This is a genomic window from Streptomyces sp. NPDC051320 (assembly GCF_040682175.1).
Lineage (GTDB): Bacteria > Actinomycetota > Actinomycetes > Streptomycetales > Streptomycetaceae > Streptomyces.
The window spans coordinates 396,196-420,779 of record NZ_JBFBAL010000002.1 but is presented as its reverse complement, the minus strand read 5'-3'; the positions used below and the strand labels follow the sequence as shown (position 1 = coordinate 420,779).

At 71.9% G+C, this 24,584-nt stretch carries 15 protein-coding genes and 1 pseudogene; 10 read left to right on the top strand and 6 right to left on the bottom strand.

What is annotated here, in order from left to right:
* Positions 1–27: 27 nt before the first annotated feature.
* Together AB0M87_RS05915 and AB0M87_RS05910 are read left to right on the top strand one after the other, a co-directional pair.
* Positions 28–1,107, top strand: coding sequence for a D-2-hydroxyacid dehydrogenase (locus AB0M87_RS05915; protein ID WP_365850453.1), 1,080 nt, complete (start codon positions 28–30; stop codon positions 1,105–1,107).
* Entirely contained in the window at positions 1,104–2,579 is a 1,476-nt protein-coding gene (locus tag AB0M87_RS05910) for an amidase (RefSeq protein ID WP_365850451.1), read from the top strand. Before AB0M87_RS05915 ends, AB0M87_RS05910 begins: the two co-directional genes overlap by 4 nt.
* 88 nt (positions 2,580–2,667) lie before the next feature.
* Here AB0M87_RS05910 and AB0M87_RS05905 read toward each other — a convergent pair whose 3' ends face one another.
* On the bottom strand, positions 2,668–3,165 hold the full coding sequence (locus tag AB0M87_RS05905) for a DUF3830 family protein (RefSeq protein WP_365850450.1): 498 nt from the start codon (positions 3,163–3,165) through the stop codon (positions 2,668–2,670).
* Positions 3,166–3,272: 107 nt separating this feature from the next.
* The gene (locus AB0M87_RS05900) at positions 3,273–4,712 is read right to left on the bottom strand and encodes an NAD-dependent succinate-semialdehyde dehydrogenase (RefSeq protein ID WP_365850961.1); all 1,440 of its coding nucleotides are present in this window, start codon (positions 4,710–4,712) and stop codon (positions 3,273–3,275) included.
* A gap of 151 nt (positions 4,713–4,863) precedes the next feature.
* On the opposite strand from AB0M87_RS05900, the gene AB0M87_RS05895 reads away from it, so the two are divergent.
* Together AB0M87_RS05895 and AB0M87_RS05890 are read left to right on the top strand one after the other, a co-directional pair.
* Positions 4,864–6,132, top strand: a complete 1,269-nt coding sequence (locus AB0M87_RS05895) for an aminotransferase class III-fold pyridoxal phosphate-dependent enzyme (RefSeq protein ID WP_365850449.1) — start codon at positions 4,864–4,866, stop codon at positions 6,130–6,132.
* 112 nt (positions 6,133–6,244) lie between these two features.
* A complete protein-coding gene (locus AB0M87_RS05890) occupies positions 6,245–9,223 on the top strand; it encodes an FAD-linked oxidase C-terminal domain-containing protein (RefSeq protein WP_365850448.1) in 2,979 nt (992 codons plus the stop codon).
* 23 nt (positions 9,224–9,246) lie between these two features.
* On the opposite strand, the gene AB0M87_RS05885 is transcribed toward AB0M87_RS05890, so the two are convergent.
* Positions 9,247–10,653 carry a PucR family transcriptional regulator gene (locus AB0M87_RS05885; protein WP_365850446.1) on the bottom strand — a complete coding sequence of 469 codons (1,407 nt, stop codon included), beginning with the start codon at positions 10,651–10,653 and terminating at the stop codon, positions 9,247–9,249.
* A 130-nt stretch (positions 10,654–10,783) separates the two neighbouring features.
* On the opposite strand from AB0M87_RS05885, the gene AB0M87_RS05880 reads away from it, so the two are divergent.
* The 3 genes from AB0M87_RS05880 to AB0M87_RS05870 are packed head-to-tail and all read left to right on the top strand — an operon-like array spanning position 10,784 to position 15,049.
* Positions 10,784–12,280: a sodium:solute symporter gene (locus AB0M87_RS05880; protein WP_365850445.1), complete on the top strand. Its 1,497-nt coding sequence runs from the start codon at positions 10,784–10,786 to the stop codon at positions 12,278–12,280.
* Between the two features lie 40 nt (positions 12,281–12,320).
* Entirely contained in the window at positions 12,321–13,382 is a 1,062-nt protein-coding gene (gene speB, locus AB0M87_RS05875; protein WP_365850442.1) for an agmatinase, read from the top strand.
* Positions 13,379–15,049: a thiamine pyrophosphate-binding protein gene (locus tag AB0M87_RS05870; RefSeq protein ID WP_365850441.1), complete on the top strand. Its 1,671-nt coding sequence runs from the start codon at positions 13,379–13,381 to the stop codon at positions 15,047–15,049. The genes speB and AB0M87_RS05870 overlap by 4 nt, the downstream gene beginning before the upstream one ends.
* A 25-nt stretch (positions 15,050–15,074) precedes the next feature.
* Here the strand turns inward: AB0M87_RS05870 and AB0M87_RS05865 are convergent.
* Positions 15,075–15,266: pseudogene (locus AB0M87_RS05865) on the bottom strand (helix-turn-helix transcriptional regulator); the annotation flags it as partial.
* A 261-nt stretch (positions 15,267–15,527) separates the two neighbouring features.
* On the opposite strand from AB0M87_RS05865, the gene AB0M87_RS05860 reads away from it, so the two are divergent.
* From AB0M87_RS05860 to AB0M87_RS05850, 3 genes are all read left to right on the top strand, one after another.
* Positions 15,528–19,364: an ABC transporter ATP-binding protein gene (locus AB0M87_RS05860; RefSeq protein ID WP_365850440.1), complete on the top strand. Its 3,837-nt coding sequence runs from the start codon at positions 15,528–15,530 to the stop codon at positions 19,362–19,364.
* Between the two features lie 194 nt (positions 19,365–19,558).
* Entirely contained in the window at positions 19,559–19,969 is a 411-nt protein-coding gene (locus tag AB0M87_RS05855) for a hypothetical protein (RefSeq protein ID WP_365850438.1), read from the top strand.
* A 111-nt stretch (positions 19,970–20,080) separates the two neighbouring features.
* Positions 20,081–21,505, top strand: coding sequence for a S28 family serine protease (locus AB0M87_RS05850; RefSeq protein WP_365850436.1), 1,425 nt, complete (start codon positions 20,081–20,083; stop codon positions 21,503–21,505).
* Between the two features lie 168 nt (positions 21,506–21,673).
* Here AB0M87_RS05850 and AB0M87_RS05845 read toward each other — a convergent pair whose 3' ends face one another.
* Together AB0M87_RS05845 and AB0M87_RS05840 are read right to left on the bottom strand one after the other, a co-directional pair.
* Complete coding sequence (locus tag AB0M87_RS05845) at positions 21,674–23,503, bottom strand: glycoside hydrolase family 3 protein (RefSeq protein ID WP_365850434.1); 1,830 nt, start codon at positions 23,501–23,503, stop codon at positions 21,674–21,676.
* A gap of 146 nt (positions 23,504–23,649) precedes the next feature.
* Positions 23,650–24,447, bottom strand: a complete 798-nt coding sequence (locus AB0M87_RS05840; RefSeq protein WP_365850432.1) for a sugar phosphate isomerase/epimerase family protein — start codon at positions 24,445–24,447, stop codon at positions 23,650–23,652.
* Positions 24,448–24,584 lie beyond the last annotated feature (137 nt).

The following is a 24,584-nucleotide window of genomic DNA, read 5'->3' as shown; positions in this document are numbered from 1 at the left end:
CGACACAGCGATCCGAAAGGGCCGCCCATGAGTGAGACCGGACCCCCTGTCGTCGTGGTGCTGGCAGGCGGGACGCCGCCCCGCCTGGACCGCATCGCGGCGGGAACCGAGCTGCGCCACGTCACCGAGGACGGGCTCGCCGAGGCGTTGCCGACGGCCGACGTCCTCCTCGTGTGGGACTTCCTCACCGATGCCCTGCCCCGGGTGTGGCCCCGGACGGGCGGCCCGCGCTGGGTGCACACCGCGAGTGCCGGCGTCGACCGGCTGATGTTCCCCGCACTGGTCGAGTCGGACGCGCTGGTCACCAATTCCCGCGGGGTGTTCGAGCAGCCGATCGCCGAGTACGTGACCGGGCTCGTACTCGCCATGGCCAAGGACTTTCCCGGTACGTACGACCTGCAGCGCTCACGTACCTGGCAGCACCGGGAGACCATGCGGGTCTCGGGCTCCCGGGCCGTCGTGGTGGGCGCCGGGCCGATCGGGCGGGCCATCACCCGGCTGCTGTCCGCGCTCGGCGTGCGGACCGCACTGGTGGGGCGTACCGCACGCGACCAGGACCCGGAGTTCGGCCGGGTGCACGGCTTCGGGCAGCTGTCCGGCCTGCTGCCGGACGCGGACTGGGTGGTGAGCGCGGCCCCGCTGACCGGGCAGACGGCCGACATGTTCGACGCCGCGACCTTCGGCCGGATGAAACAGGGCGCCCGGTTCATCAACGTCGGGCGCGGCCCGCTGGTCGTCGAGGCGGACCTGCTGGCGGCCCTGAGGAGCGGTCACCTCGGCGGCGCCGCCCTGGATGTCTTCCGCACCGAACCGCTGCCGCCGGACAGTCCGCACTGGGACGCTCCGGGGCTGCTGGTCTCCCCGCACATGTCGGCGGACACCTACGGCTGGCTCGACGACCTCGCCGAGGTGTTCCTCGACAACCTCGAGCGCTGGACGGCAGGCCGGCCACTGCGCAACACGGTCAACAAGAAGCTGGGATACGTGCCGGTCGCCGAAGGCGCACCGGGTACCGAGAAGCCGGGGAGCGATAAGTCGGATACCGAGAAGCCGGGGACCGATAAGCCCAGTACCGAAAGGCCGGACACCGAGAAGGGCATGTCATGACCGAAGTCAGCAGCACGGAGGCCGGGACGGCAGCGGACGGCGGCAGCGAGGCCGACGAACTGTGTGCCCGCACCGCGACGGAGCTCGTCGCCGCATACGCGGACAGGAGCCTGTCGCCCGTCCAGGTGACCGAGGCGGTGCTGGACCGTATCGAACGGCTCGACCCGCTGGTCAACGCGTACTGCCTGGTCGATCCGGACACCGCCCGCGCGCAGGCCCGCGCCTCCGAGCAGCGCTGGCGGCGCGGTGAACCGCAGGGGCTGCTGGACGGTGTGCCGGTCTCCGTCAAGGACCTGCTGCTCACCAAGGGCCGGCCGACCTTGCGTGGTTCGCTGAGCAGCGACTCCGGTCAGGACTGGGACGAGGACGCGCCGTGCGTGGCCCGGATGCGTGAGCACGGCGCGGTGTTCGTCGGCAAGACGACGACCCCGGAGTTCGGCTGGAAGGGCGTCACCGACAACCCACTGACCGGGGTGACCCGCAACCCGTGGGACCCGAGCCGTACGTCGGGTGGCTCGAGCGGCGGCAGCGCAGCGGCCGTGGCGCTGGGGCTCGCCCCGCTGTCGGTGGGCACCGACGGGGGCGGCTCGGTGCGCATCCCCGCCGCGTTCTGCGGGATCTTCGGCCTCAAGCCGACCTACGGCAGGATCCCGCTCTACCCGGCGAGTCCCTTCGGCACATTGGCGCACGCCGGGCCGATGACCCGCACGGTGGCGGACGCGGCACTGATGATGGACGTGCTGAGCGGCCCGGACAGCCGTGACTGGGCGGCGCTGGCGCCCTATCAGGGCAGTTTCCGCGCGGAGCTGGACCGTGAGGGCGGGGTGCGCGGACTGCGCGTCGCCTACAGCCCGACGTTGGCCGGCGCACCGGTGGACCCGGAGGTGGCCGCCCGGGTGCGGCGGGCGGTCGAGCTGCTCGCCGATCTGGGCGCGGAGGTCGAGGAGGCGGATCCCGGCTTCGCCGACCCGGTGCAGGCGTACCACACCCTGTGGTTCACGGGCGCCGCCAAGGTGGTCGAGCACCTGACTGCCCAACAGCTGGCGGCGCTCGACCCGGGCTTGCGGGAGGTGTGCCGGGAGGGTGCGAAGGCCGGCGCGCTGGACTACCTCGGCGCGGTGGCCGAGCGGATGGCGCTGGGCGTGCGGATGGGGAAGTTCCACGAGACGTACGACCTGCTGGTGACCCCCACCGTGCCGATTCCGGCGTTCGAGGCCGGCCGGGAGGTCCCGGAAGGCAGCGGCCACGAGCGCTGGACCGGGTGGACCCCCTTCACCTACCCGTTCAACCTCACCCAGCAGCCCGCATCCACCGTGCCCTGCGGTACGACGGCGGACGGGCTTCCAGCGGGCGTGCAACTGGTCGCGGCCCGGCACGGTGACGCGCTGGTACTGCGCGCCTCGCATCTGCTGTTCGAGGCGCTGGTACGCGAGGGGATCACCTCCGCCGCACCGGTCCGGCCGCGCGGCTGACCCGGAAACCGACACCCGAAAGGGGCGGGTCGGCACCAGCGACAGCGCTGTGCCGGCCCGCCCCTTGGTTTTCCGGGATCGCCCCGCGTCAGGCGCGCTTGAAGCTGAGGGACTCGCCGATCACGCCGGACAGCCACAGGTCCTGCGCCGCCTCGGCCATCCGGTCCAGGCCCTCGGTGATGGTGGCGAAGATGTTGGCCGGCACGAATCCGGTGTCCGGGTTCAGCAGCAGGTTGTTGCGCTCGTAGAACACCGCCAGGTCCACGATGGCCTCCTCCTGCTGCGGCCGTCCGCCCTGTGTGTAGCCGTGCGAGCTGGTGTTGAGCTGCCAGTTGGCGAAGGAGAAGTAAGCGACGTCACCGGGAATCGGGGTGATCGTGGGGTTCTCGGTGCCCGGCTCGGCCTCGGCGAAGGCCGGTACGAGGGTGTAGATCTCGTTGCGGGCGTACTTGCCGTGGAAGACGTCCTTGCCCAGCGGCAGGGCGTTCCAGACCGCCTCGCAGGTGCGCGGGGCCCGGTCGTCGAGCAGCTTGGCGACACAGCTGACGCCGCGCTTCTCGAGCGAGATCTCGATGTAACGGTCCATGGCGTTTCTCCAAACGTGTGCGGCGGTCGTCGTCCGCCCGGGTTCGGGCCGGCTCGGTGGCTGGGGGTTTCGTTGGCGGCCGTTCCGGCGGCCGGCGGACCAGGAGATCAAGACAGCGGCATCGCCAGGTAGCGGGTCTCCAGGAATTCGTCGATGCCGACGCGCCCGCCCTCCCGGCCGAGCCCGGACTGCTTCACTCCGCCGAACGGCGCCGCCGGGTTGGAGACCACGCCCTTGTTGAGCCCGACCATCCCGGTGTCCAGCCGCTCCGAGAGCCGGAAGGCGCGCCGCAGGTTCTCGGTGAACAGGTACGAAACGAGCCCGTACTCGGTGGCGTTGGCGGCGGCGACCGCTTCGTCCTCGTCGGAGAACTCGATGATCGGCGCCACCGGTCCGAAGATCTCCTCGTGCATCATGCGGGCGTCCGCCGGGACGTCGACGAGAACGGTCGGGGCGTAGAAGTACCCGTCACCGGGCACCGGCTCCCCGCCGACCAGCGCCTTGGCGCCGCCGGCGACGGCCTCGCCGACGAGTTCACGGACCTTGGTGCGGCCGGCCTCGTCGATGAGCGGACCGACGTCCACGCCGGGCTCGGTGCCCCGGCCGACCACCAGCGACCCCATCCGCTCGGCCAGCCTGCGGGCGAACTCGCCGGCCACGCTCTCGTGGACGTACAGCCGGTTGGCCGCCGTGCAGGCCTCGCCCATGTTGCGCATCTTGGCCTGCATGGCGCCCTCGACCGCCAGGTCCAGGTCGGCGTCCTCGCACACGATGAACGGTGCGTTGCCGCCCAGCTCCAGGGAGACCTTGAGCACCTGCTGGGCGCTCTGCTCGATCAGCAGCTTGCCGACCTGCGTGGAGCCGGTGAAGGAGAGCTTGCGGATCCGGCCGTCGCGCAGCAGCGGCTCGACCACCTCTCCCGGCCGGCTGGTGGTGATCACGTTCAGCACGCCGTCGGGCAGCCCGGCCTCGGACATGATCTGCGCCAGCATCAGCATCGAGAGCGGGGTCTGCTCGGCGGGCTTGATGACCATGGTGCACCCGGCAGCCACCGCCGGGCCGATCTTGCGGGTGCCCATCGCCAGCGGGAAGTTCCACGGGGTGACGAGCAGTGCGGGGCCGACCGGCCGGCGCATGACTACCAGCCGGTCCTTGCCGTCTGCGGAGACCGCGTAACCGCCGTCGATCCGCACCGCTTCCTCGGCGAACCAGCGGAAGAACTCCGCGGCGTAGGCCACCTCACCGCGCGCCTCGGCCAGCGGCTTGCCCATTTCCAGCGTCATCAGCAGGGCGAGGTCGTCGATGCGGGCGTGGATGAGCTCGTACGCCCGGCGCAGGATCTCCCCGCGTTCCCGCGGCGGGTGGGCGGCCCACGCCTGCTGCGCGTCGGCGGCGGCCCGCAGTGCGTCCAGTGCGTCGTCGGCGCCGGCGTCGGCCACCGTGCACAGCGAGCGTGCCGCCGAAGGGTCCTCCACGTCGAAGACGGCGCCCGAGGCCGCAGGACGCCACTTCCCGCCGGTGAACAGCCCGGTGGGGACGTTCTGCACCACGGTTCGTTCGCGATCCGTATCTGTATTCACGGCGATCCCCAGCTCGTAGACAGCAACACGAATACATGCTTGCATGTGAGTAAGTTGTTGACAATCCTACGATAGAGCTTTTCGGTAAGCCCACAGAGCCGACCATGAGGAGCCGACCATGACCGAGCTTTCCCCCGTGCTCAAGCAGGCCACCCCGGTCCTCGCCGTACGCGGCGAAGGGGTCTACCTCTACGACGAGGACGGGCGCGCCCATCTCGACTTCACGGCCGGCATCGGGGTCACCAGCACCGGCCACTGCCACCCGCGGGTGGTCGAAGCCGCCCAGCGGCAGGTGGCCACCCTGATCCACGGCCAGTACACGACCGTGATGCACCAGCCGCTGCTCACCCTGACCGAGCGGCTGGCCGAGGTGCTGCCGCAGGGCCTGGACTCGCTGTTCTTCGCCAACTCCGGCAGCGAGGCGGTGGAGGCCGCGATGCGGCTGGCGAAGCAGGCCACCGGGCGGCCGAACATCGTGGTCTTCCAGGGGTCGTTCCACGGCCGCACGGTCGGCGCCGCCTCGCTGACCACGTCCGCCAGCAAGTTCCGCTCCGGTTACGGACCGCTGATGCCGGGGGTGGCGATCGCGCCCTTCCCCAACCCCTTCTACTACGGCTGGGATCAGCAGACGGCCACCCGGTTCGCCCTGCGCGAGCTCGACCAGCTGCTCGCCACTGTCACCGCGCCCGCGGACACGGCCGCGTTCATCGTGGAGCCGGTGCTGGGCGAGGGCGGCTATGTGGCGGCCAACGCCGAGTTCCTGAGCGGGCTGCGCGAGCGCGCCGACCGCCACGGCATCCTGCTGATCCTGGACGAGGTGCAGACCGGCTTCGGCCGGACCGGCCGCTTCTGGGGCCATGATCACTTCGCGGGCCGCCCCGACATCGTGGTCACCGCCAAGGGACTGGCCAGCGGCTTCCCGCTGTCGGCCATCGCCGCACCCAGGGCGATCATGGAGAAGGCGTGGCCGGGCTCGCAGGGCGGCACCTACGGCGGGAACGCCGTGGCGTGCGCCGCCGCGATCGCCACGCTCGACGTCATCCAGGACGAGAAGCTGGTGGAGAACTCGGCCGAGCGGGGCGCCCAGCTGCTGACCGGCCTGCGTGCGGTGGCGGAGCAGTACCCGGCCGACGGCAGGAACGGCATCGGTGACGTGCGGGGCCTCGGCCTGATGGCCGGCACCGAGTTCGTCACGGCGGACGGCGAGCCGGACGGTGCGACCGCCGCCCTGGTGCACGCGGCGGCGACCCGGCGCGACCTGCTGCTCCTCACCTGCGGCACCCGTGGCCAGGTGGTACGGATGATCCCGGCGCTGGTGGTGACCGAGGCGCAGGTGAACGACGGGCTGAGCCGGTGGACCGAAGCGGTGCGCGAGGTCCTGGGCTGACCCGGAGTTGTGGGCCCGGCCCGCCGGGGCCCGCTCCACCGCACCGCGCAACCCGAACACGCCCCACCGCACCACGTAGCGCGCAGCCGCACAAGGAAGTGACGTAGCAGCCATGGCTCTCCACCAGTCACCGCGCGCCGGACTGATCCCCGGCCACACCGACGCACCCGATCCCCGGGCCCTGCGGGGGCTGGAGCAGGCCCTGCACGCCGCGGTCCCCGCGGGCTCGGTGGACTTCGGGCGACGGCGCCGCGCCGAGTACGCGCAGGACGCGTCCAACTACCGGCAGGTGCCCGCCGCGGTGGTGCTGCCCGCCGACACGGACGAGCTGGCCGCGGCGATCACCGCCTGCCGGGAACTCGGAGTGGCGGTCACCCTGCGCGGCGCCGGCACCAGCATCGCCGGTCAGGCGGTGGGGGACGGCGTGGTCATCGACACCTCCCGCAGCCTCACCCGGATCCTGGACATCGACCCGGAGGCGCGCACCGCCCGGGTGCAGCCCGGGGTGATCCTGGACGACCTGCAGGCCGCCTGCCGCCCGCACGGACTGAGGTTCGGCCCCGACCCCTCCACACACGCGCGCTGCACCATCGGCGGCATGATCGGCAACAACGCCTGCGGTACCCATTCGGTGGCCTGGGGCCGCACCGCGGACAACATCGTCGAACTCGACGTACTCACCTACGACGGCACCCGCATGCAGGTGCGCTCCCTCGACCCGGAGCAGCTGCGGCAGGTCATCGACGCCGGTGGCCGCCGCGGCGAGATCCATGCCGGGCTGCGCGATCTGCGGGACGCCAACCTCGCCCTGTTCCGTACCGAGTTGGGCCGCTTCCGGCGCCAGGTCTCCGGATACGGTCTGGAACACCTGCTCCCCGAGCGGGGCTTCGACGTGGCCGCGGCTCTCGTCGGCACCGAGGGCACCTGTGTGGTGGTGCTCGCCGCCACCGTCCGCCTGGTGTCGCTGCCGGTCCGCCGCACCCTGGTGGCCCTCGGTTTCGACGACCTGCCGTCGGCGGGCGACGCGGCGCCGGCCGTGCTGCGGCACGGGCCGATCGCCTGCGAGGGCCTCGGCGCCGACCAGGTCGCCGCCCTGCGCCGCAATGTCCCCGACGCGCAGCCCGAGCGGCTGCTGCCCGACGGCCGCGGCTGGCTGCTGTGCGAATTCGGCTCCGACACCCCGGCCACCGACGCCGACGCGGCCGCCGAGCAGGAGCGGGCGCTCGCCCTGCAGCGGGACACCGGGGCGGTCGGCATGCGACTGGTGCAGGACCCGGCCGAACAGGGCGCGCTGTGGCGGATCCGGGAGGAGAGCTCCGGACTGGCCACCCGGGCCCCCGACGGGTCCGAGGCTTGGCCCGGCTGGGAGGACTCGGCGGTCCCGGTCGAAAACCTCGGCGGCTACCTGCGCGACTTCGAGAAACTGATGGCCCGCCACGAGCTGCACGGCACGCCCTACGGGCATTTCGGCGAGGGATGCGTGCACATCCGCATCGACTTCGACTACGGCACCGACCAGGGCGTGCAGATCTTCCGCACCTTCATGCGGGAAGCGGCCGAACTGGTCGGCCGGCACGGCGGGACACTGTCCGGTGAGCACGGCGACGGCCAGGCGCGCGCCGAGTTCCTGCCGCTCGTGCACAGCCCCGACGCGATGGCGGCGTTCGCCGCGTTCAAGGAGATCTGGGATCCGGGCAACCGCCTGAACCCGGGCATCCTCATCCACCCCAGGCCCGCCGACGAACGGCTGCGGATCAAGCCGGGCCACCGCCCGGCGCTGCCCATGGTCACCACCCTGGCGCTCGGACAGGACGACGGAGACCTCAGCCGCGCGCTGCGCCGCTGCGTCGGCATCGCCAAGTGCCGCACCGGCTCCGGCGGGGTGATGTGCCCCAGCTTCCGGGTGACCGGCGACGAGAAGGACTCCACCCGGGGCCGCGCCCGGGTGCTGTACGAGATGGTGCAGGGCGAGGTCATCACCGACGGCTGGCGGTCCGACGAGGTCCGCGAGGTGCTCGACCTCTGCCTGTCCTGCAAGGGCTGCAAGAGCGACTGCCCGACCGGCGTCGACATGGCCACCTACAAGGCCGAGTTCCTGCGGCACCACTACCAGGGGCGGCTGCGCCCCGCCTCCCACTACTCACTGGGCTGGCTGCCGCTCTGGTCGGCGCTGGCGGGCCGGGCGCCCCGGCTGGTCAACGCCGTCACCCGCGGCCGGGCCTCCTCCGCCGCGCTCAAGGCGGCCGGTGGCATCGCCCCCGAGCGTCCGATCCCGCAGTTCGCCCCGCAGCGCTTCCGCCGCTGGTTCGAGCAGCACAGCGCGGCCCGGGAAACCGCGCGACGCACCGCGCGGACCTCACCGGCCACCGGTCGGCAGGTACTGCTGTGGGCGGACACCTTCACCGAGTATTTCACCCCCGAGGTGGGCCGGGCCGCCGTGGAGGTACTGGAACACGCGGGCTTCGAGGTGCTGCTGCCGAAGGACCGGCTGTGCTGCGGCCTGACCTGGCTGACCACCGGCCAGCTCACCACCGCCCGACGGGTACTGAACCGGACCCTCGATGCCGTCGATCCGTACCTCGCGCAGGGCATCCCCATGGTCGGCCTGGAACCCAGCTGCACCTCGCTGTTCCGCTCCGACGCGGAAGAACTGCTCGCCGGGGACCTCCGGGCGGCCCGCGCCGCCCGGTCCACCCTGACGCTCGCCGAACTGCTGGACCGGCACGCCCCGGACGTCGACCTCGGCCGACTGGAGGGCAAGGCGATGACCCAGACGCACTGCCACCAGCACGCCACGCTCGGCAGCGCCGCCGACGACCGGGTGATGGCCAGGGCCGGGATCGACAACGACCGGCTTGACTCCGGCTGCTGCGGCCTGGCCGGCAACTTCGGCTTCGAGCGCGGGCACTACGACGTCTCGGTCCAGGTCGGGGAGAACGTACTGCTCCCGGCGCTGCGCGAGGCGTCCGAGGAAACCATCGTGCTGGCCGACGGTTTCAGCTGCCGCACGCAGATCTCCCAGCTGTCGCCCCGACGGCCGGTCCATCTGGCGGAGGTGCTGCGCGACAGCATCCGCTCCGGCGGTGCGTAGCGGCCGGTCCGCCCGGCCGGGCCTCAGCGACCGCGCAGGGCGAGCCACAGCTCCGTACGCACGTCCATGTCGTCCAGGTCGGCGTCGAGCAGCGTCGCGCAGCGGGCGATCCGCTGGCGGACGGTGTTGCGGTGCACGCCCAGCGCCACCGCCGTACGGTCCCAGCTGCCGTGCAGCGCCAGCCAGCTGCGCAGGGTCTCGCGCAGTGGCTCGCCGATCGGGGCGAGCAGGGCCCGGGCGTGGGCGGCGGCTTCGTCCGGGTCGAGGAGCGCCGCGATCCCGGTGCCGCCGTGCCGGACCAGCGGGGCGCGGCTCGCCTGCGCCCGGCGCAGAGCGCGGCCGGCCTGGACGTCGGCGGCCGCCAGGTCGCCGGGCGCGGCGGGGGCGCTCACGCCGAGGGTCCAGCCCGGGTACGGGCGCACCGTGCGGTCGGCGGGGAGCAGCACTCGTACGGCGTCCGCCCGGCCGTCCACCAGCGGGCTGTCCAGCGGCGGCGGAGTTCCTTCGCCGTGGGCGTGCACCACGGTCCACGGGCCGTCCCCGAGCAGGGGGGCGACATCGGCCGGTTCGGCGCCGAGCAGCAACCGGACGAGCGCCGACGACCGCGCGGACTCGTCGGCGCCCTGCCGTGGCGCGGTCAGCAGCGAGAGCAGTACGACGGCGACCCCGGCGATGGTGTGGTCGCCGGGTTCGCGGTGCGCGGTGGCGACCCCGAGCACCAGCCCCTCGCTCCCGGCGATGGCGTACGCGGCCAGATGGACCGAGCCCGCGGTGTCGGTGGCCGACGCCGGGGCGGACCGGCCGGTCGCGGGCCGTACCACGGGGGCGAGCGCCGCCAGCGCGTCCCGGACCTCCGGGCCGTGCTCGCGGCCGGCCGCCCACCGGGCCGCGCCGTCCGGCCCGAACAGCACCGCCCGGCCGTCCAGCCGGGTGGCCAGCCGGTGCAGCACCGAGGGCACTGGGTCGGGACGGGCCGCGGCGGCGGCCAGCGCCTGCTGGGCCCCCGACACCCTGCGCAGCTCATGGTGGCGTGCCTCGGCCATCAGCCCCCACACCGCGCGCGCCACCGCGGTGAACGGAGTCCCCGGCGGGACCTCCACCAGCGGCAGACCGTGCCGGTCGCAGGCCTCGGCCAGCGCAGCGGGCACCGTGTCGTACACCGGTGTGACCCCGAAGCCGAGCGCCGCACCGCCGGCCGCCACGATCCGTGCCACATAACGGTCCGGGTCGCTGAGCTGCACGCCCGCGGTCAGCAGCAGTTCGCCGCCGAGCAGATACGGATACGGGTCGGCCATCTCGCTGGTGTGCACCCAGTGCACCGCGGAGTCGTCGGCGGCCGGACCCGCGAGATGGCGCAGCCCCAGATCCCTGCGGCCCAGCAGCGCGGCCAGCGGTACGGGAGAGGTCGGGGGAGCGGCAGGGTCCGGCATGGACGTTCCATCCATTGATCTGGGGTCCGATGGATGGAACGTACACTTCAACCCCTCTTTCCGGCCACCTAATGTCAACCGACGAAGCAGGTGGAGCAGACGGTCCGGTGGTGGAGGAGAGGGAGGGCTCATGGCAGTCGACTACGCGGTGATCGTCGTCTATCTGGCGGGCATGCTCGCCATGGGCTGGTGGGGCATGCGCCGCGCCAAGTCGAAGGCCGATTTCCTGGTGGCGGGCCGCAGGCTCGGACCCGCGATGTACTCGGGCACCATGGCCGCGATCGTCCTCGGCGGTGCCTCCACCATCGGCGGCGTCGGCCTCGGCTACCAGTACGGACTCTCCGGCGCCTGGATGGTCCTCACCATCGGCCTCGGGCTGCTGGCGCTCAGTGTCTTCTTCTCCGCGCGGATCGCCCGGCTCAAGGTCTACACCGTCTCCGAGATGCTCGACCTGCGGTACGGCGGGCGGGCCGGTGTCATCTCCGGCGTGGTGATGTGGGCGTACACCCTGATGCTCGCGGTGACGTCGACCATCGCCTACGCGACCATCTTCGACGTCCTCTTCGACATGAACCGGACCGTGGCGATCATCCTCGGCGGTGCGATCGTCGTGGCGTACTCGACGCTCGGCGGCATGTGGTCGATCACCCTCACGGACATGGTGCAGTTCGTCGTCAAGACGGTCGGCGTGCTTCTGCTGCTGCTGCCGATCGCGGTGGTCAGGGCCGGCGGATTCGCCGAGATGAAGGCCAAGCTGCCCACCAGCTACTTCGACCCGCTGGGCATCGGCGGCGAGACCATCTTCACGTACGTCCTCATCTACACCTTCGGGATGCTGATCGGCCAGGACATCTGGCAGCGGGTGTTCACCGCGCGCAGCGACAAGGTGGCCAGGATCGGCGGCACGGTGGCCGGTACCTACTGCCTGCTGTACGCCGTCGCCGGCGCCGTCATCGGTACGGCGGCCAAGGTGATGTACCCGAAGCTGCCGAGCGCCGACGCCGCGTTCGCCACCATCGTCAAGGACGAACTGCCCATCGGGGTAAGGGGCCTGGTGCTCGCCGCCGCGCTGGCCGCGGTGATGTCGACGTCCTCCGGAGCGCTGATCGCCTGCGCCACCGTCGCCAACAACGACATCTGGTCGCGGTTGCGCGGGCTGACCGGCAGCAGGGCTCCCGACCACGACGAGGTGCGCGGCAACCGTGCCTTCATCCTGGCCATGGGCGTACTCGTGATCTGTATCTCGATCGCGTTGAACAACGTCGTCGAGGCGCTCACCGTCGCCTACAACCTGCTGGTCGGAGGCCTGCTGGTGCCGATCCTGGGCGGTCTGCTGTGGAAGCGCGGCACCGTGCACGGTGCGCTGGCGGCGGTGGGTGCCGGCGGGCTCGTCGTACTGGGCCTGATGGTGACGTACGGCGCCCTCGCCAACGAGCCGATCTACTACGGTCTGGCCGCCTCGCTGCTCTCGTACGTCGTCGTCTCGGCGGCCACCAAGCCGACCGATCCGGCCGTACTGGCCGCCTGGCGCGAACGCCTGGCTGGTAGCCCCGCAAACGACGGCAGCCCCGGCGGCGACGGGACGGACGCGGAACCCGGGCCGCGGACCATTTCCACGCACAGCTAGAGTGACAAAACGCCAAAAGCATGAAAAGAAGGGCACTCCCATGACCAGCACCGAACAGCCGCGCGGCCCCGTCGACTCGTCCCGCATCCCGCGGTACGCAGGTCCGGCCACGTTCGCCCGGCTGCCCAGGCTCGACGAGGTCGGCGGCCGTGCCGACGTCGCCGTCGTCGGTGTGCCCTTCGACAGCGGCGTCTCCTACCGGCCCGGCGCCCGCTTCGGCGGCAACGCGATCCGGGAGGCCTCCAGGCTGCTGCGCCCGTACAACCCGGCGCAGGACGCGTCGCCGTTCGCGCTGGCCCAGGTCGCCGACGCGGGGGACATCGCGGCCAACCCGTTCCACATCGAGGAGGCCGTCGAGACGATCGAGGCCGCGGCCGACGCCCTGCTCGGGACCGGCGCCCGGATGATGACCCTCGGCGGCGACCACACCATCGCGCTGCCGCTGCTGCGCTCGGTGGCGAAGAAGCACGGCCCGGTCGCGCTGCTGCACTTCGACGCCCACCTGGACACCTGGGACACCTATTTCGGCGCCGCCTACACCCACGGCACCCCCTTCCGCCGGGCCGTCGAGGAGGGCATCCTCGACACCGCCGCGCTCTCCCACGTCGGCACCCGCGGACCGCTCTACGGCAAGCGGGACCTGGACGACGACGCCAAGATGGGCTTCGGCATCGTGACGTCCGCCGATGTGATGCGGCGCGGTGTGGACGAGGTGACCGACCAGCTGCGCCAGCGCATCGGCGACCGCCCGCTCTACATCTCCATCGACATCGACGTGCTCGACCCCGCCCACGCGCCGGGCACCGGCACTCCGGAAGCGGGCGGACTGACCTCCCGCGAACTCCTGGAGATCGTCCGGGGCCTGGCCTCCTGCCACCTGGTCTCCGCCGACCTGGTGGAGGTCGCCCCCGCGTACGACCACGCCGAGATCACCTCGGTCGCCGCCTCCCACACGGCGTACGAACTCACCACGATCATGTCGCGGCAAATCGCTGCCGGCAGGCAGGGTCATGAGCACAGTGCTGCCGGCAGGCAGGGTCATGGGCACAGTGCGGCCGGCAGGCAGGGCGATGGGCGCAGCGCCGAAGGCCGGGCGAAGTGAATCACGACCACGACGAGCGGCCGCAGCTCACCCCCGAGCAGACCACGGCCGCCCTGCACCCTCCGGCCGGCCGCAACGGCGGCGACCTCGTCGTCGAAACCCTCCAGGGCCTCGGCGCGACCACCGTGTTCGGCCTCCCGGGGCAGCACGCGCTCGGCATGTTCGACGCGCTGCGCCGCTCCGCGCTCGCGTACATCGGCCTGCGGGTGGAGAACAACGCGGGCTTCGCCGCCGACGCCTACGGCCGGATCACCGGCGAGGTGGCCCCGCTGCTGCTCTCCACCGGGCCCGGCGCGCTGACCTCGCTCGCCGCGCTCCAGGAGGCGGCAGCGGCCAGCGCCCCGGTGCTCGCCGTCTCCAGCCAGGTCCCGGCGGCCGGTCTCGGCGGCGGCCGCCACGGCTACCTGCACGAACTCCGCGACCAGCAGGCGTCGTTCCGCGACATCGTGAAGTCGGTGCACCCGGTGCGCACCGCCTCGCAGATCCCCTCCGCGATCGCCGCCGCCTGGGAGTCCGCGCTGACCGCCCCGCACGGCCCCGTCTGGGTGGAGATCCCGCAGGACGTGCTCCTCGCCGAGACGCAGCTCCCCGTCGTCACTGCCCTGGACGCGACCCCGCGCGACCTGGAACCCCGCCCCGAGCTGACCGCGGTGGCCGCGCACCACCTCTCACACGCCGAGCGCCCGGTGATCATCGCCGGCGGCGGTGTCGTACGGGCCGACGCGGCAGGAAAACTGCTCGCCCTCGCCGAGAAGCTCGACGCCCCGGTCGTCTGTACCTTCGGCGGCAAGGGCGCCTTCCCGTGGGAGCACCCGCTCTCACTCCAGTCGTGGATGGAGGACCGGCACACCACGGACTTCCTCGAATCGGCGGACGTCCTGCTGGTCGTGGGTTCCGGACTCGGCGAACTCTCCTCCAACTACCACACGTTCGAGCCGCGCGGCCGGGTCATCCAGATCGACGCGGACCTCGGCAAACTCGAGTCCAACCACCCGGCGCTGGGCATCCACGCCGACGCCCGGGCCGCCCTCGCCGCCCTCCTCGACACGGTCACCGAGCGGACCGACCCGGCCGCCGCGGAGTCCGTGCGCACGGTTCTCGCCCGCGTACGGGAACGGATCGCGGGCCAGGGCCTGGATCTGGAGCAGCAGCTGCTGGCGTCGGTCCATGAGGCACTGCCCGCCACCTCGCCCAGCTTCTGGGACATGACGATCCTCGCCTACTGGGCGTGGTCCGCCTGGCCGGGCCCCCTGCACTCCGCCCAGGGAGCGGGCGGTCTCGGCTACGGCTTCCCGGCCGCGCTGGGCGCCGCCGTGGCCGACCGTACGAAACCGGTGCTCGCCGTGTCGGGGGACGGCGGCGCGATGTACTCGATCGCCGAACTCGCCACCGCCCGGCAGTACGACCTGCCGGTCACCTGGCTCATCGTGGACGACGGCGGCTACGGCATCCTGCGCGCATACATGACCGACACCTTCGGCGAGGCCACCGCCACCGAACTCGCCCGCCCGGACTTCGTCGCCCTGGCCGAGTCCTTCGGCGTTCCGGCGATCCGCACCACCCCGGATTCCCTCACCGCCGACCTGGCCACGTGCCTCGCGGCGCCCGGCCCTTCGGTGGTCGTACTGCCCGCGGTCCTGCGGATGTTCGCCCCGACGCACGTCTGAGAAACGGGTCCTCCGAGCGGAGGCGTCAGGCGGCCGTGGTGCGTGCCCGGAACGCGACGCTGGACGTGTCGTCGACCAGCTCCAGCTGGAGCGACGCGTCGAGCGCCCGCGTGAGCCGCGCCGGCAACGGCGGCGTCGGCACGGTGCCGCCCAGCTCCAGTCTGGAGACCTGCGGCTGCGTCATGTCGGCACGCCGGGCGAGCTCGCTCTGCGCGAGCGAACGTATAGCCAGCTATGTATATGGCGAGCGGGTCCGCTTGCGAGGTCATCCGTACGAGTGGTGGGTCGGTTGTCCCCCGACTGTGTGCCGGCGACCACAACAGCGTGGCGACCACCACAGCGTGCTGCCCGGTCCCGAAGTCCTAGGACCTCCGACCGGTCTTCGGCCCGCGCCGGTCCTGAGTCGCTGTGGCGGGATGAAATCTCCTGGTGGCCGCGTTGGAGACTTCCGGTGGTATCGGACAACGGGAGGCACCAGGTGGCGGACGCCGCACAGCAGGACGCCGCGGCACCGGCGGAGCAGGGGTGGGGCCGGAGACTCGCCGGGTACGCCTGGCGGTACCGGCGCAATGTGATGCTCGCGCTCGGGTCGTCGCTGGGCGGGATGGCCGTCATGGCGCTCGTCCCGCTGGTCACCAAGGTGATCATCGACGATGTCATCGGGGCCCACACCCGGTCGCCGGCGCTCTGGACCGGCGCACTGGTCGCCGCCGCGCTCGTCGTCTACGCCCTGACGTTCGTCCGCCGCTACTACGGTGGGCGGCTCGCCCTCGACGTCCAGCACGATCTCCGTACCGAGATGTACGGCTCGATCATGAAGCTGGACGGCCGACGCCAGGACGAGCTCTCCACCGGGCAGGTCATCGGCCGCGCCACCAGCGACCTCCAGCTGATCCAGGGCCTGCTCTTCATGCTGCCCATGACCATCGGCAATGTGCTGCTCTTCCTGATCTCACTCGGGATCATGGCCTGGCTGTCCCCCCTGCTGACCCTGATCGCCGTGGCCGTCGCTCCGGCGCTCTGGTTCATCGCGAAACGCAGCCGGGTCCGGCTCTTCCCCGCCACCTGGTACGCGCAGGCGCAGGCCGGGGCGGTCGCCGGGGTCGTCGACGGCGCGGTCACCGGCGTCCGGGTGGTGAAGGGCTTCGGCCAGGAGGACCAGGAGACCGGGAAGCTGCGCGAGGCGAGCCGCAGGCTCTTCGCCGGGCGGCTGCGCACCATCAAGCTGAACGCCCGCTACACCCCCGCCCTCCAGGCGGTGCCGTCCCTCGGCCAGGTGGCGATGCTGGCGCTCGGCGGCTGGCTCGCCACCCGCGGCCAGATCACCCTCGGTACGTTCGTCGCGTTCTCCACGTATCTCGCGCAGCTCGTCGGCCCGGTCCGGATGCTGGCCGTGGTGCTCACCGTCGGCCAGCAGGCCCGGGCCGGCGTCGAGCGGGTACTGGAGCTGATCGATACCGAGCCGTCCATCGCCGACGGTACGAAGGAACTGCCCGCGGACGCCGAGGCCACCGTCGAGTTCGACGACGTCACCTTCGGCTACCAGGAGGCGCGCCCGGTCCTCGACGGTTTCTCGCTGTCCATCGCGCCGGGCGAGACGGTCGCCGTCGTCGGCTCGTCGGGCAGCGGCAAGTCCACCGTCTCGCTGCTGCTGCCGCGTTTCTACGACGTCTCCCGCGGCGCCGTCCTGATCGGCGGCCACGACGTGCGCGAGCTGACGCTGAAATCGCTGCGGGCCGCCATCGGGCTGGTACCCGAGGACAGCTTCCTCTTCTCCGACACCGTCCGCGCCAACATCGCCTACGGCTTCCCCGACGCCACCGAGGAGCAGATCCTTGCCGCGGCCCGCGCCGCGCAGGCGGACAGGTTCATCGCCGAGCTGCCGGCCGGCTACGACACCGCGGTCGGCGAGCACGGCCTCACCCTTTCCGGCGGCCAGCGCCAGCGCATCGCGCTCGCCCGCGCCATCCTCACCGACCCCAGGCTGCTGCTGCTCGACGACGCCACCTCCGCGGTGGACGCCCGGGTCGAGCACGAGATCCACGAGGCGCTGCGCGGGGTCATGGCCGGGCGCACCACGCTGCTGATCGCGCACCGCCGCTCCACCCTCAACCTCGCCGACCGCATCGCGGTCCTCGACGGAGGCCGCCTCGCGGACATCGGTACCCACGAGGAACTGCAGCAGCGGTCCGCCCTCTACCGGCAGCTGCTGACCGACCCGGACGAGCTGGGCGGCGTGTCGCCGGGCCACGCCGCGCCGGCGGTGGCCGAGGCGGTGGAGGACACCTCCGTAAGGGACGAGCTGGAAGCCGAGTTCGACGCCGAGCGCGGCATCACCCCGCCGCTCTGGGTCCGTCAGGAGGAGGCGGAGGAGACCGCCCCCGGCGGCCTGCCGTCCGCCGTACGGTCCGCTCCGGCCGCGCAGGGCGGACCACCGTCCCCGGAAATCCTCGCCCAGGTCGAGGCACTGCCGCCGGCCACCGACACTCCGGACGTCGACGAAGCACACGCCGTGACCGCCGAGAGCTCCTACGGCCTGCGCCGGCTGCTCCGCGGCTTCGGCCCGGTTCTGCTCGTCAGCCTGCTGCTGGTCGCCATCGACGCCGGCATGGGGCTGCTGCTCCCGGTCCTGATCCGGCACGGCATCGACCAGGGTGTCAACCGGCTGGCCATCGGCGCGGTGTGGACCGCGGCCGGACTCGGGCTGGCGGCGGTGGTGGTGCAGTGGCTGGCGCAGACCGGCGAGACCCGGCTGACCGGGCGCACCGGCGAGCGGGTCCTCTACACGCTGCGCCTCAAGATCTTCTCCCAGCTGCAGCGGCTCGGGCTCGACTACTACGAGCGTGAGCTGACCGGCCGGATCATGACCAGGATGACGACGGACGTGGACGCCCTGTCCACCTTCCTGCAGACCGGTCTCGTCACCGCGTTCGTCTCGGTCGTCACCTTCTTCGGCATCCTGGTCGTGCTGCTGGTGATCGACGTGCAGCTGGCCCTGGTCGTCTTCGCCACGCTGCCCTTCCTGATCTTCGGTACGTACTTCTTCCGCAAGAAGAGCGTCAAGGCCTACGAGCTGGCCCGCGAACGGGTCTCGGTCGTCAACGCCGACCTCCAGGAGTCGGTGTCCGGGCTGCGGATCGTGCAGGCCTTCCTGCGCGAGCGCACCGGCGCGCAGCGCTTCGCCGACCGCAGCGACCATTACCGCAGGGCCCGGGTGCGGGGCCAGTGGCTGATCTCGGTCTACTTCCCGTTCGTGCAGCTGCTGTCCTCGGTGGCCGCCGCCGCCGTACTGATCGTGGGTGCGGGCCGGATCGAGGCGGGCACCCTCACCACCGGTGCGCTGGTCGCCTATCTGCTCTACATCGACCTGTTCTTCGCCCCCGTGCAGCAGTTGTCGCAGGTCTTCGACGGTTACCAGCAGGCCACCGTCTCGCTGCGGCGCATCCAGGAACTCCTCCAGGAGCCCACCTCGACCGTGGCGGCGGCCGATCCGCTGCCGGTGACCTCACTCCGCGGCGACATCGCCTTCGAGAACGTGTCGTTCGCCTACGGATCCACCGAACCCGAACCCGAACCCGCATCAGCGGAAGCACCGGAGCACGACGGGGCCGGGGCCGCCGAGGCGGCGCTCACCGGCATCGACCTGAAGATCCCGGCAGGTCAGACGGTCGCCTTCGTCGGGGAGACCGGGGCCGGCAAGTCCACCCTGGTCAAGCTGGTGGCACGGTTCTACGACCCGACCTCGGGCCGGGTCACCGTGGACGGCACGGATCTGCGTGCGATGGACATGACCGCGTACCGCCACCGGCTCGGTGTGGTCCCGCAGGAGGCGTACCTCTTCGCCGGACCTGTCCGGGACGCGATCGCCTACGGACGCCCGGAGGCCACGGACGCCGAGGTCGAGGCGGCGGCGCGGGCGGCCGGCGCGCACGACATGATCGCCACGCTGGACGGCGGCTACCTCCACGAGGTCGCCGAACGCGGCCGCAACCTCTCGGCCGGTCAGCGCCAGCTGATCGCGCTGGCCCGGGCGGAGCTGGTCGACCCCGACGTGCTCCTCCTCGACGAAGCCACGGCCGCCCTCGACCTGGCCTCGGAGGCCCTGGTCACCCAGGCCACCGACCGCATCACCGGCCGCCGTACCACGCTGGTGGTGGCCCACCGCCTGACGACCGCCGCCCGGGCGGACCGGGTGGTGGTGATGGACCACGGGAGGGTGGTCGAGGACGGTACGCATGAGGAGCTGCTGGCTCTGGAGGGGCGGTACGCGGAGTTGTGGAGCACATTTGTGGGCGAGCCGGTGGTTGTGGCCTAGGGGTCCGAACTGGGGGGCAAGCCCCCAGAACCCGTGTCCTCAATCTCCCCCAGCTGCCTCCCCCGGACCTAGTCCGGGGGAGTTCGAGGAGCCGGGTCTGGGGCGGAGTCCCAGCGGCACCGGCCCGGGCGCAACCCGCTGAGTGCCCCGTGCGTCCGTACCTGCGTACGTTCATACGGTGGAGGGAAGCAAAAGTGTTCGACGGACGGCTGTGGCCCGGACGAGCCGACCGACCGCGGCGTGGTCCGGTGGTGCTGACGGCTGTGGCCGCACTGGCACTGGCGCTCGCCGGGCCCGGCATCACGCGCGCCGACGCCGCATCAGGTTGCCCCGGACACCGGGTGCAGAGCGTGCGGTTCGCCACCGGGACGCTGCAGGTGTACCGGAGCGGTCAGTACGCCTGCGCCGTCACCCTCGCCAAGTCCCCGGGCCGCAGGCGACAGATGTCCGTCTCGCTCCAGGCGCGCGGCGCCCGGGCAGTCGTCGACAGCGGCCGTTTCACCCGTCTGGCGGGCCCGGTGAAGGTCCGTTCGGCGAACCGCTGTGTGCGGGCGGTGGGCGCCGTATCGGGCAAGAAGACCGCCACCGGCGGGATCCTCTGCTGAGCCGCTGAGCTGCCCCGCCCGTCTGGTTCATGGTCAACTGGGTCTGGCGTGACGCGCGTTGCGCCAGTAGGTTCGCGGCGACCCGTTGGTTGTGATCCCAGGGGAGGGCGAATGCGCAAGGCGCTGAGATGGCTGCTCGCGCTTGTGGTGCTGATAGGCACGGTGAGCGCGGCAGGGGCATCGGCCGGGGCGGCCACCGCCGCGGCACCGGACATCAAGGACCGGATTCTCGCGATCCCGGGCATGAGCCTGGTCGAGGAGAAGCCCTACACGGGCTACCGCTACTTCGTGTTCGAGTACGCCCAGCCCATCGACCACCACCACCCGTCGAAGGGAACCTTCGAGCAGCGCTTCACGCTGCTGCACAAGGACACCAGCCGGCCCACCGTCTTCTACACGGGCGGCTACAACGTCTCCACCACCCCCGGCCGCAGCGAGCCGACCCGGATCATCGACGGCAATCAGGTGTCGCTGGAGTACCGCTACTTCACCCCCTCCCGGCCGCAGCCCGCCGACTGGTCGAAGCTGGACATCTGGCAGGCCGCGAGCGACCAGCACCGGTTGTACGAGGCGCTGAAGCCGGTCTACTCCAAGAACTGGCTGACCACCGGCGGCTCCAAGGGCGGCATGACCGCCACCTACTACGAGCGGTACTACCCCCACGACATGGACGGCGTCGTCGCGTATGTCGCGCCCAATGACGTGGTCGACAAGCAGGACGCGGCGTACGACCGGTTCTTCGAGACCGTCGGCACCAAGGAGTGCCGCGCCAAGCTGGAGGGCGTGCAGCGCGAGGCACTCGTCCGGCGTAAGCCGCTGGAGAAGAAGTACGCCGCCTACGCGTCGGACAACGGCTACACGTTCCACACCGTCGGCAGCCTCGACAAGGCCTACGAGGCCGTGGTGCTCGACTACATCTGGGGCTTCTGGCAGTACAGCCTGCTCGCCGACTGCGCCACCATCCCCGCCGACGCCCCGCACGCCACCGATCAGGCGATCTGGGACTCCATCGACACGATCTCCGGCTTCTCCTTCTACACCGACCAGGGGCTCGAGCCGTACACGCCGTACTACTACCAAGCCGGTACCCAGCTCGGCTCGCCCGACATCACGCAGCCCTGGCTGGGCAAGCTGAGCCGCTACGGCTACCAGCCGCCCCGGCACTATGTGCCGCGCTCCATCCCGATGCGGTTCCAGCCGTTCGTGATGGACGACGTGGACCACTGGGTGAAGCAGCACGCTCACCACATGCTGTTCGTGTACGGGCAGAACGACCCGTGGGGCGCCGAGCGCTTCAGCGTGGGCCGGCACGCCGACGACAGTTACGTCTTCACCGCGCCCGGCATGAACCACGGTGCCAACGTCGCCGGTCTCGCCCCCGCCGACAGGGCGAAGGCCACCGCGCGCATCCTGGCCTGGGCGGGCGTCGCCCCGGCTTCGGTCCGCTCCGACCCGGCGAAGGCCCGGCCACTGGCCGACTACGACGCGCGGCTCGACCGCAGCACGGTCGAGCGCGGCCCCTCGCTGCGGCCGTGAGCCACCACCTGCCGGTGCCCGCCGTCTCCCGGGGCTTCGCACCGGGGACGGCAGGCCCGGCAGGCCCGGCGGGCACCGGCAGGCCCGGCAGGCCCGGCAGGCCCGGCAGGCCCGGCAGGCCCGGCGGGCACCGGCAGGCCCGGCGGGCACCGGCAGGCCCGGCAGGCCTCAGTACGACAGGCCGTGGCCGACCGGATAGAGCACCTGCGCCGGATCGTCGGCGCGCTGGATGGGCACCGGCAGCCGCCCGCACGGTTCCACCCGGCCCGCGATCACCCGCGCCGCGGCCCTGAGCTCGACATCGGTCCAGCTGTAGGTGGCGAGCGCCGCGCCGACGTCGGGCAGGTAGGCGATGTCGTACGGGTTGCGGATCGCGATCTGCACCACGGGAGCGCCGGCCGTGAGCAGTGCGGCCACCAGCCGGCCCTGCGGGTCACCCGCGGCGGTGTTGTACGTCCCGACGATCACCGCGTCCATGTCCGCGGCGACGGCGGCGGCGGCGGCGATCGTCTCCGCGGTGGGGCTGGTGCCGGTGGACAGCACCGTGACGGCGAAGCCCAGCTCGGTCAGCGCCTTGCCGAGCACCGTGGTCGGTGGCCCGGTCGTGCCCGAGGGCGAGGCCGGGTCGGCGCCGGTCACCAGCAGGTTCGTCCGGCGGCGCGGGGACAGCGGGAGCAGTGCGGCTCGGTTCACCAGCAGGGTGGTGGTCCGCTCGGCGATCCTGTCCGCGGTGGCCAGATGGGAGCGGGTGCCGACGGTCCGGTCGATCCGGCGGGCATCCACATAGGGACGCTGCAGGAGACCGCGCCGCTCCTTGAGCTGCAGCACCCGCAGAATCGACTCGTCGAGGCGCTCCTCGGTGATCTCCCCGCTCCGTACGGCGGAGAGCACCCCGTTCCACGCGGTGGCGAGGTCCGGCGGGTTCAGCAACTGGTCGACGCCGGCCTTGAGCGCGAGCACCGGGACCCGGTCGTCGCCGTACTTGTCCCGCACGCCCTGCATGCCCAGCGAATCGGTGATCACCACGCCCCGATAGCCCAGCTCCTCGCGCAGGATGCCGGTGAGGATGGGACGCGAGAGGGTGGCCGGGTCGTTGCTCGGGTCCAGGGCGGGGAACTGGATGTGCGCCGTCATGATCGAGTCGATCCCGGCGGCGATCGCCGCTCTGAACGGCGGCGCGTCGATGCGCTCCCACTCCTCGCGGGTGTGGGTGATGACCGGGATACCGGTGTGGCTGTCGACGGCGGTGTCGCCGTGGCCGGGGAAGTGCTTGGCGGTGGAGGCGATCCGGGAGCTCTGGTAGCCCTGCACCTCGGCGGCGACCATCCGGGCCACCGCGCCGGGTTCCGAGCCGAAGGACCGCACGCCGATGACCGGGTTGGCCGGGTTGACGTTGACGTCGGCGTCCGGTGAGTAGTTCTGCCGGATGCCGATGGCGTCCAGTTCGCTGCCCGCGATCCGGCCCACCAGGTAGGCGTCGTCGCGGGAGCCGCCCGCGCCGAGTGCCATCGCGCCGGGGAAGAGGGTGGCGGGGTAGCCGACCCGGCAGACGATGCCGTGTTCCTGGTCGGTGGCGATCAGCAGGGGTACCGGGGTGGGTTGGGCGAGCCCGGCCCGCTGGATGCCGTTGGAGAGGCCGGCGATCTGGTGCGGGTCACGGGTGTTGTGCGCCCAGGTGAAGTAGATGATGCCGCCGACGTGGTACTTGGCGATCAGTTCGGCGGCGTCACGCACCCCCAGGTCGGTGAGGTTGGCGTCGATGTCGGCCTGGTCCGGGTCGGTCGCCGAGTGCCCGTACACCCGCATCACGAAGAGCTGGCCGATCTTCTCCTCGATGCTCATGTGTGCGATGAGCTTTTTGAGCTGCCGGTCGCGGCCCTGTCCGTGGTCGTGATCCCGGCTGCGTGGGTCGGCGTCGGCCGTGGTGCCGGTGGCCGCTGTTGCGGCCACTGCGGCGGTAGCGGTGAGCAGGGAGCGTCTGGACGTGCGGTAGTGCACTGGTGCTCCTTCCGGCCATGCTGCGCAAGGAATTGAAGGAAACTTCCAATGAGCACGGATATCCGGGAAGTTACTGCCAGGTCAAGGGTGCGGGCAGAACGACACGCAGAAAGATGCCGCCGCCCGGCGCGTCCTGCTCCTCGCGCTCACCGCGCTGCCGGGCCTCCGGTGAGTCGCTCCAGGAAGTCCCGGCCCTGCGCCAGTTGCCCGGGCAGCTCGGCTGCCTGCGGGTACCAGCGTTTCTCGTACTCCCAGCACAGCCACCCGTCCGCCGAGTCGAGCAGCCGCACGCACTCCGCGAGCGGCAGCACACCGGCGCCCAGCGCGAGCGGGGTGGTGTCCTCCGCCGATGCGATGTCCTTGACCTGGGCGTAGCCGAGGTGCGGGGCGAGGACCGCATGGCTGGCGGCCGGGGTCTCGCCGCCCAGCCAGGTGTGCATCACGTCCCAGAGCGCACCGACGTTCCGGTGTCCGACCGGGCCGAGGATGCGGGCCGCGTCGGCGCCGGTGCGATGCGAGTCGTGCGTCTCCAGCAGGATCCGCACCCCCTTGTCGGCGGCGAGTTCGGCGGCCACCCCCAGCCGCCGGGCGGCGGCCGCGTCGGCCTCCGCCGGGTCCTGGTCGCCACCGCCGGGGAAGACCCGGACGAACGGGGCGCCGAGATCGGCGGCGAGGAAGACCAGCTCGGCGATCTCGCCCTCGATCTCCTTGTCGTCGCCCGGGGCGGCGACCCTTGCGTACCCGGCGACACCCAGGATCTCGACCCCGCCGCGAGCGAACTCCTCGGCGGCCGCCTGCCGTTCACGCAGGGTGCTGCCGGGGTGCAGAGCCTCCTCGGGGTGCGCGCGCAGCTCGACCCCCTGGTAGCCGGTGCCGGCCGCGAGCCGCACCGCATCCTGGACGGTGATACCTGGCACCCCGAGGGTGGAGAAAGCGAACTTCAACGCGGTGGTCCTTTCCAGCGACGTCGTGCGGTTTCGTACGAGGTGGTTCTTCCCCGGCGACGAGTGTGACCCGTGGGCCCGGGCGGATCCGGTACGCCGAGGCCGGGGCGTGGCGTGCCCTACGGCCGCGTACCCCG

Excerpts from the sequence above, each read along its gene's own strand:
- AB0M87_RS05915 (WP_365850453.1), top strand. The coding sequence starts at position 28 with ATGAGTGAGACCGGACCCCCTGTCGTCGTGGTGCTGGCAGGCGGGACG.
- AB0M87_RS05910 (WP_365850451.1), top strand. The coding sequence starts at position 1,104 with ATGACCGAAGTCAGCAGCACGGAGGCCGGGACGGCAGCGGACGGCGGC.
- AB0M87_RS05905 (WP_365850450.1), bottom strand. The coding sequence starts at position 3,165 with ATGGACCGTTACATCGAGATCTCGCTCGAGAAGCGCGGCGTCAGCTGT.
- AB0M87_RS05895 (WP_365850449.1), top strand. The coding sequence starts at position 4,864 with ATGACCGAGCTTTCCCCCGTGCTCAAGCAGGCCACCCCGGTCCTCGCC.
- AB0M87_RS05890 (WP_365850448.1), top strand. The coding sequence starts at position 6,245 with ATGGCTCTCCACCAGTCACCGCGCGCCGGACTGATCCCCGGCCACACC.
- AB0M87_RS05885 (WP_365850446.1), bottom strand. The coding sequence starts at position 10,653 with ATGCCGGACCCTGCCGCTCCCCCGACCTCTCCCGTACCGCTGGCCGCG.
- AB0M87_RS05880 (WP_365850445.1), top strand. The coding sequence starts at position 10,784 with ATGGCAGTCGACTACGCGGTGATCGTCGTCTATCTGGCGGGCATGCTC.
- speB (WP_365850442.1), top strand. The coding sequence starts at position 12,321 with ATGACCAGCACCGAACAGCCGCGCGGCCCCGTCGACTCGTCCCGCATC.
- AB0M87_RS05850 (WP_365850436.1), top strand. The coding sequence starts at position 20,081 with ATGCGCAAGGCGCTGAGATGGCTGCTCGCGCTTGTGGTGCTGATAGGC.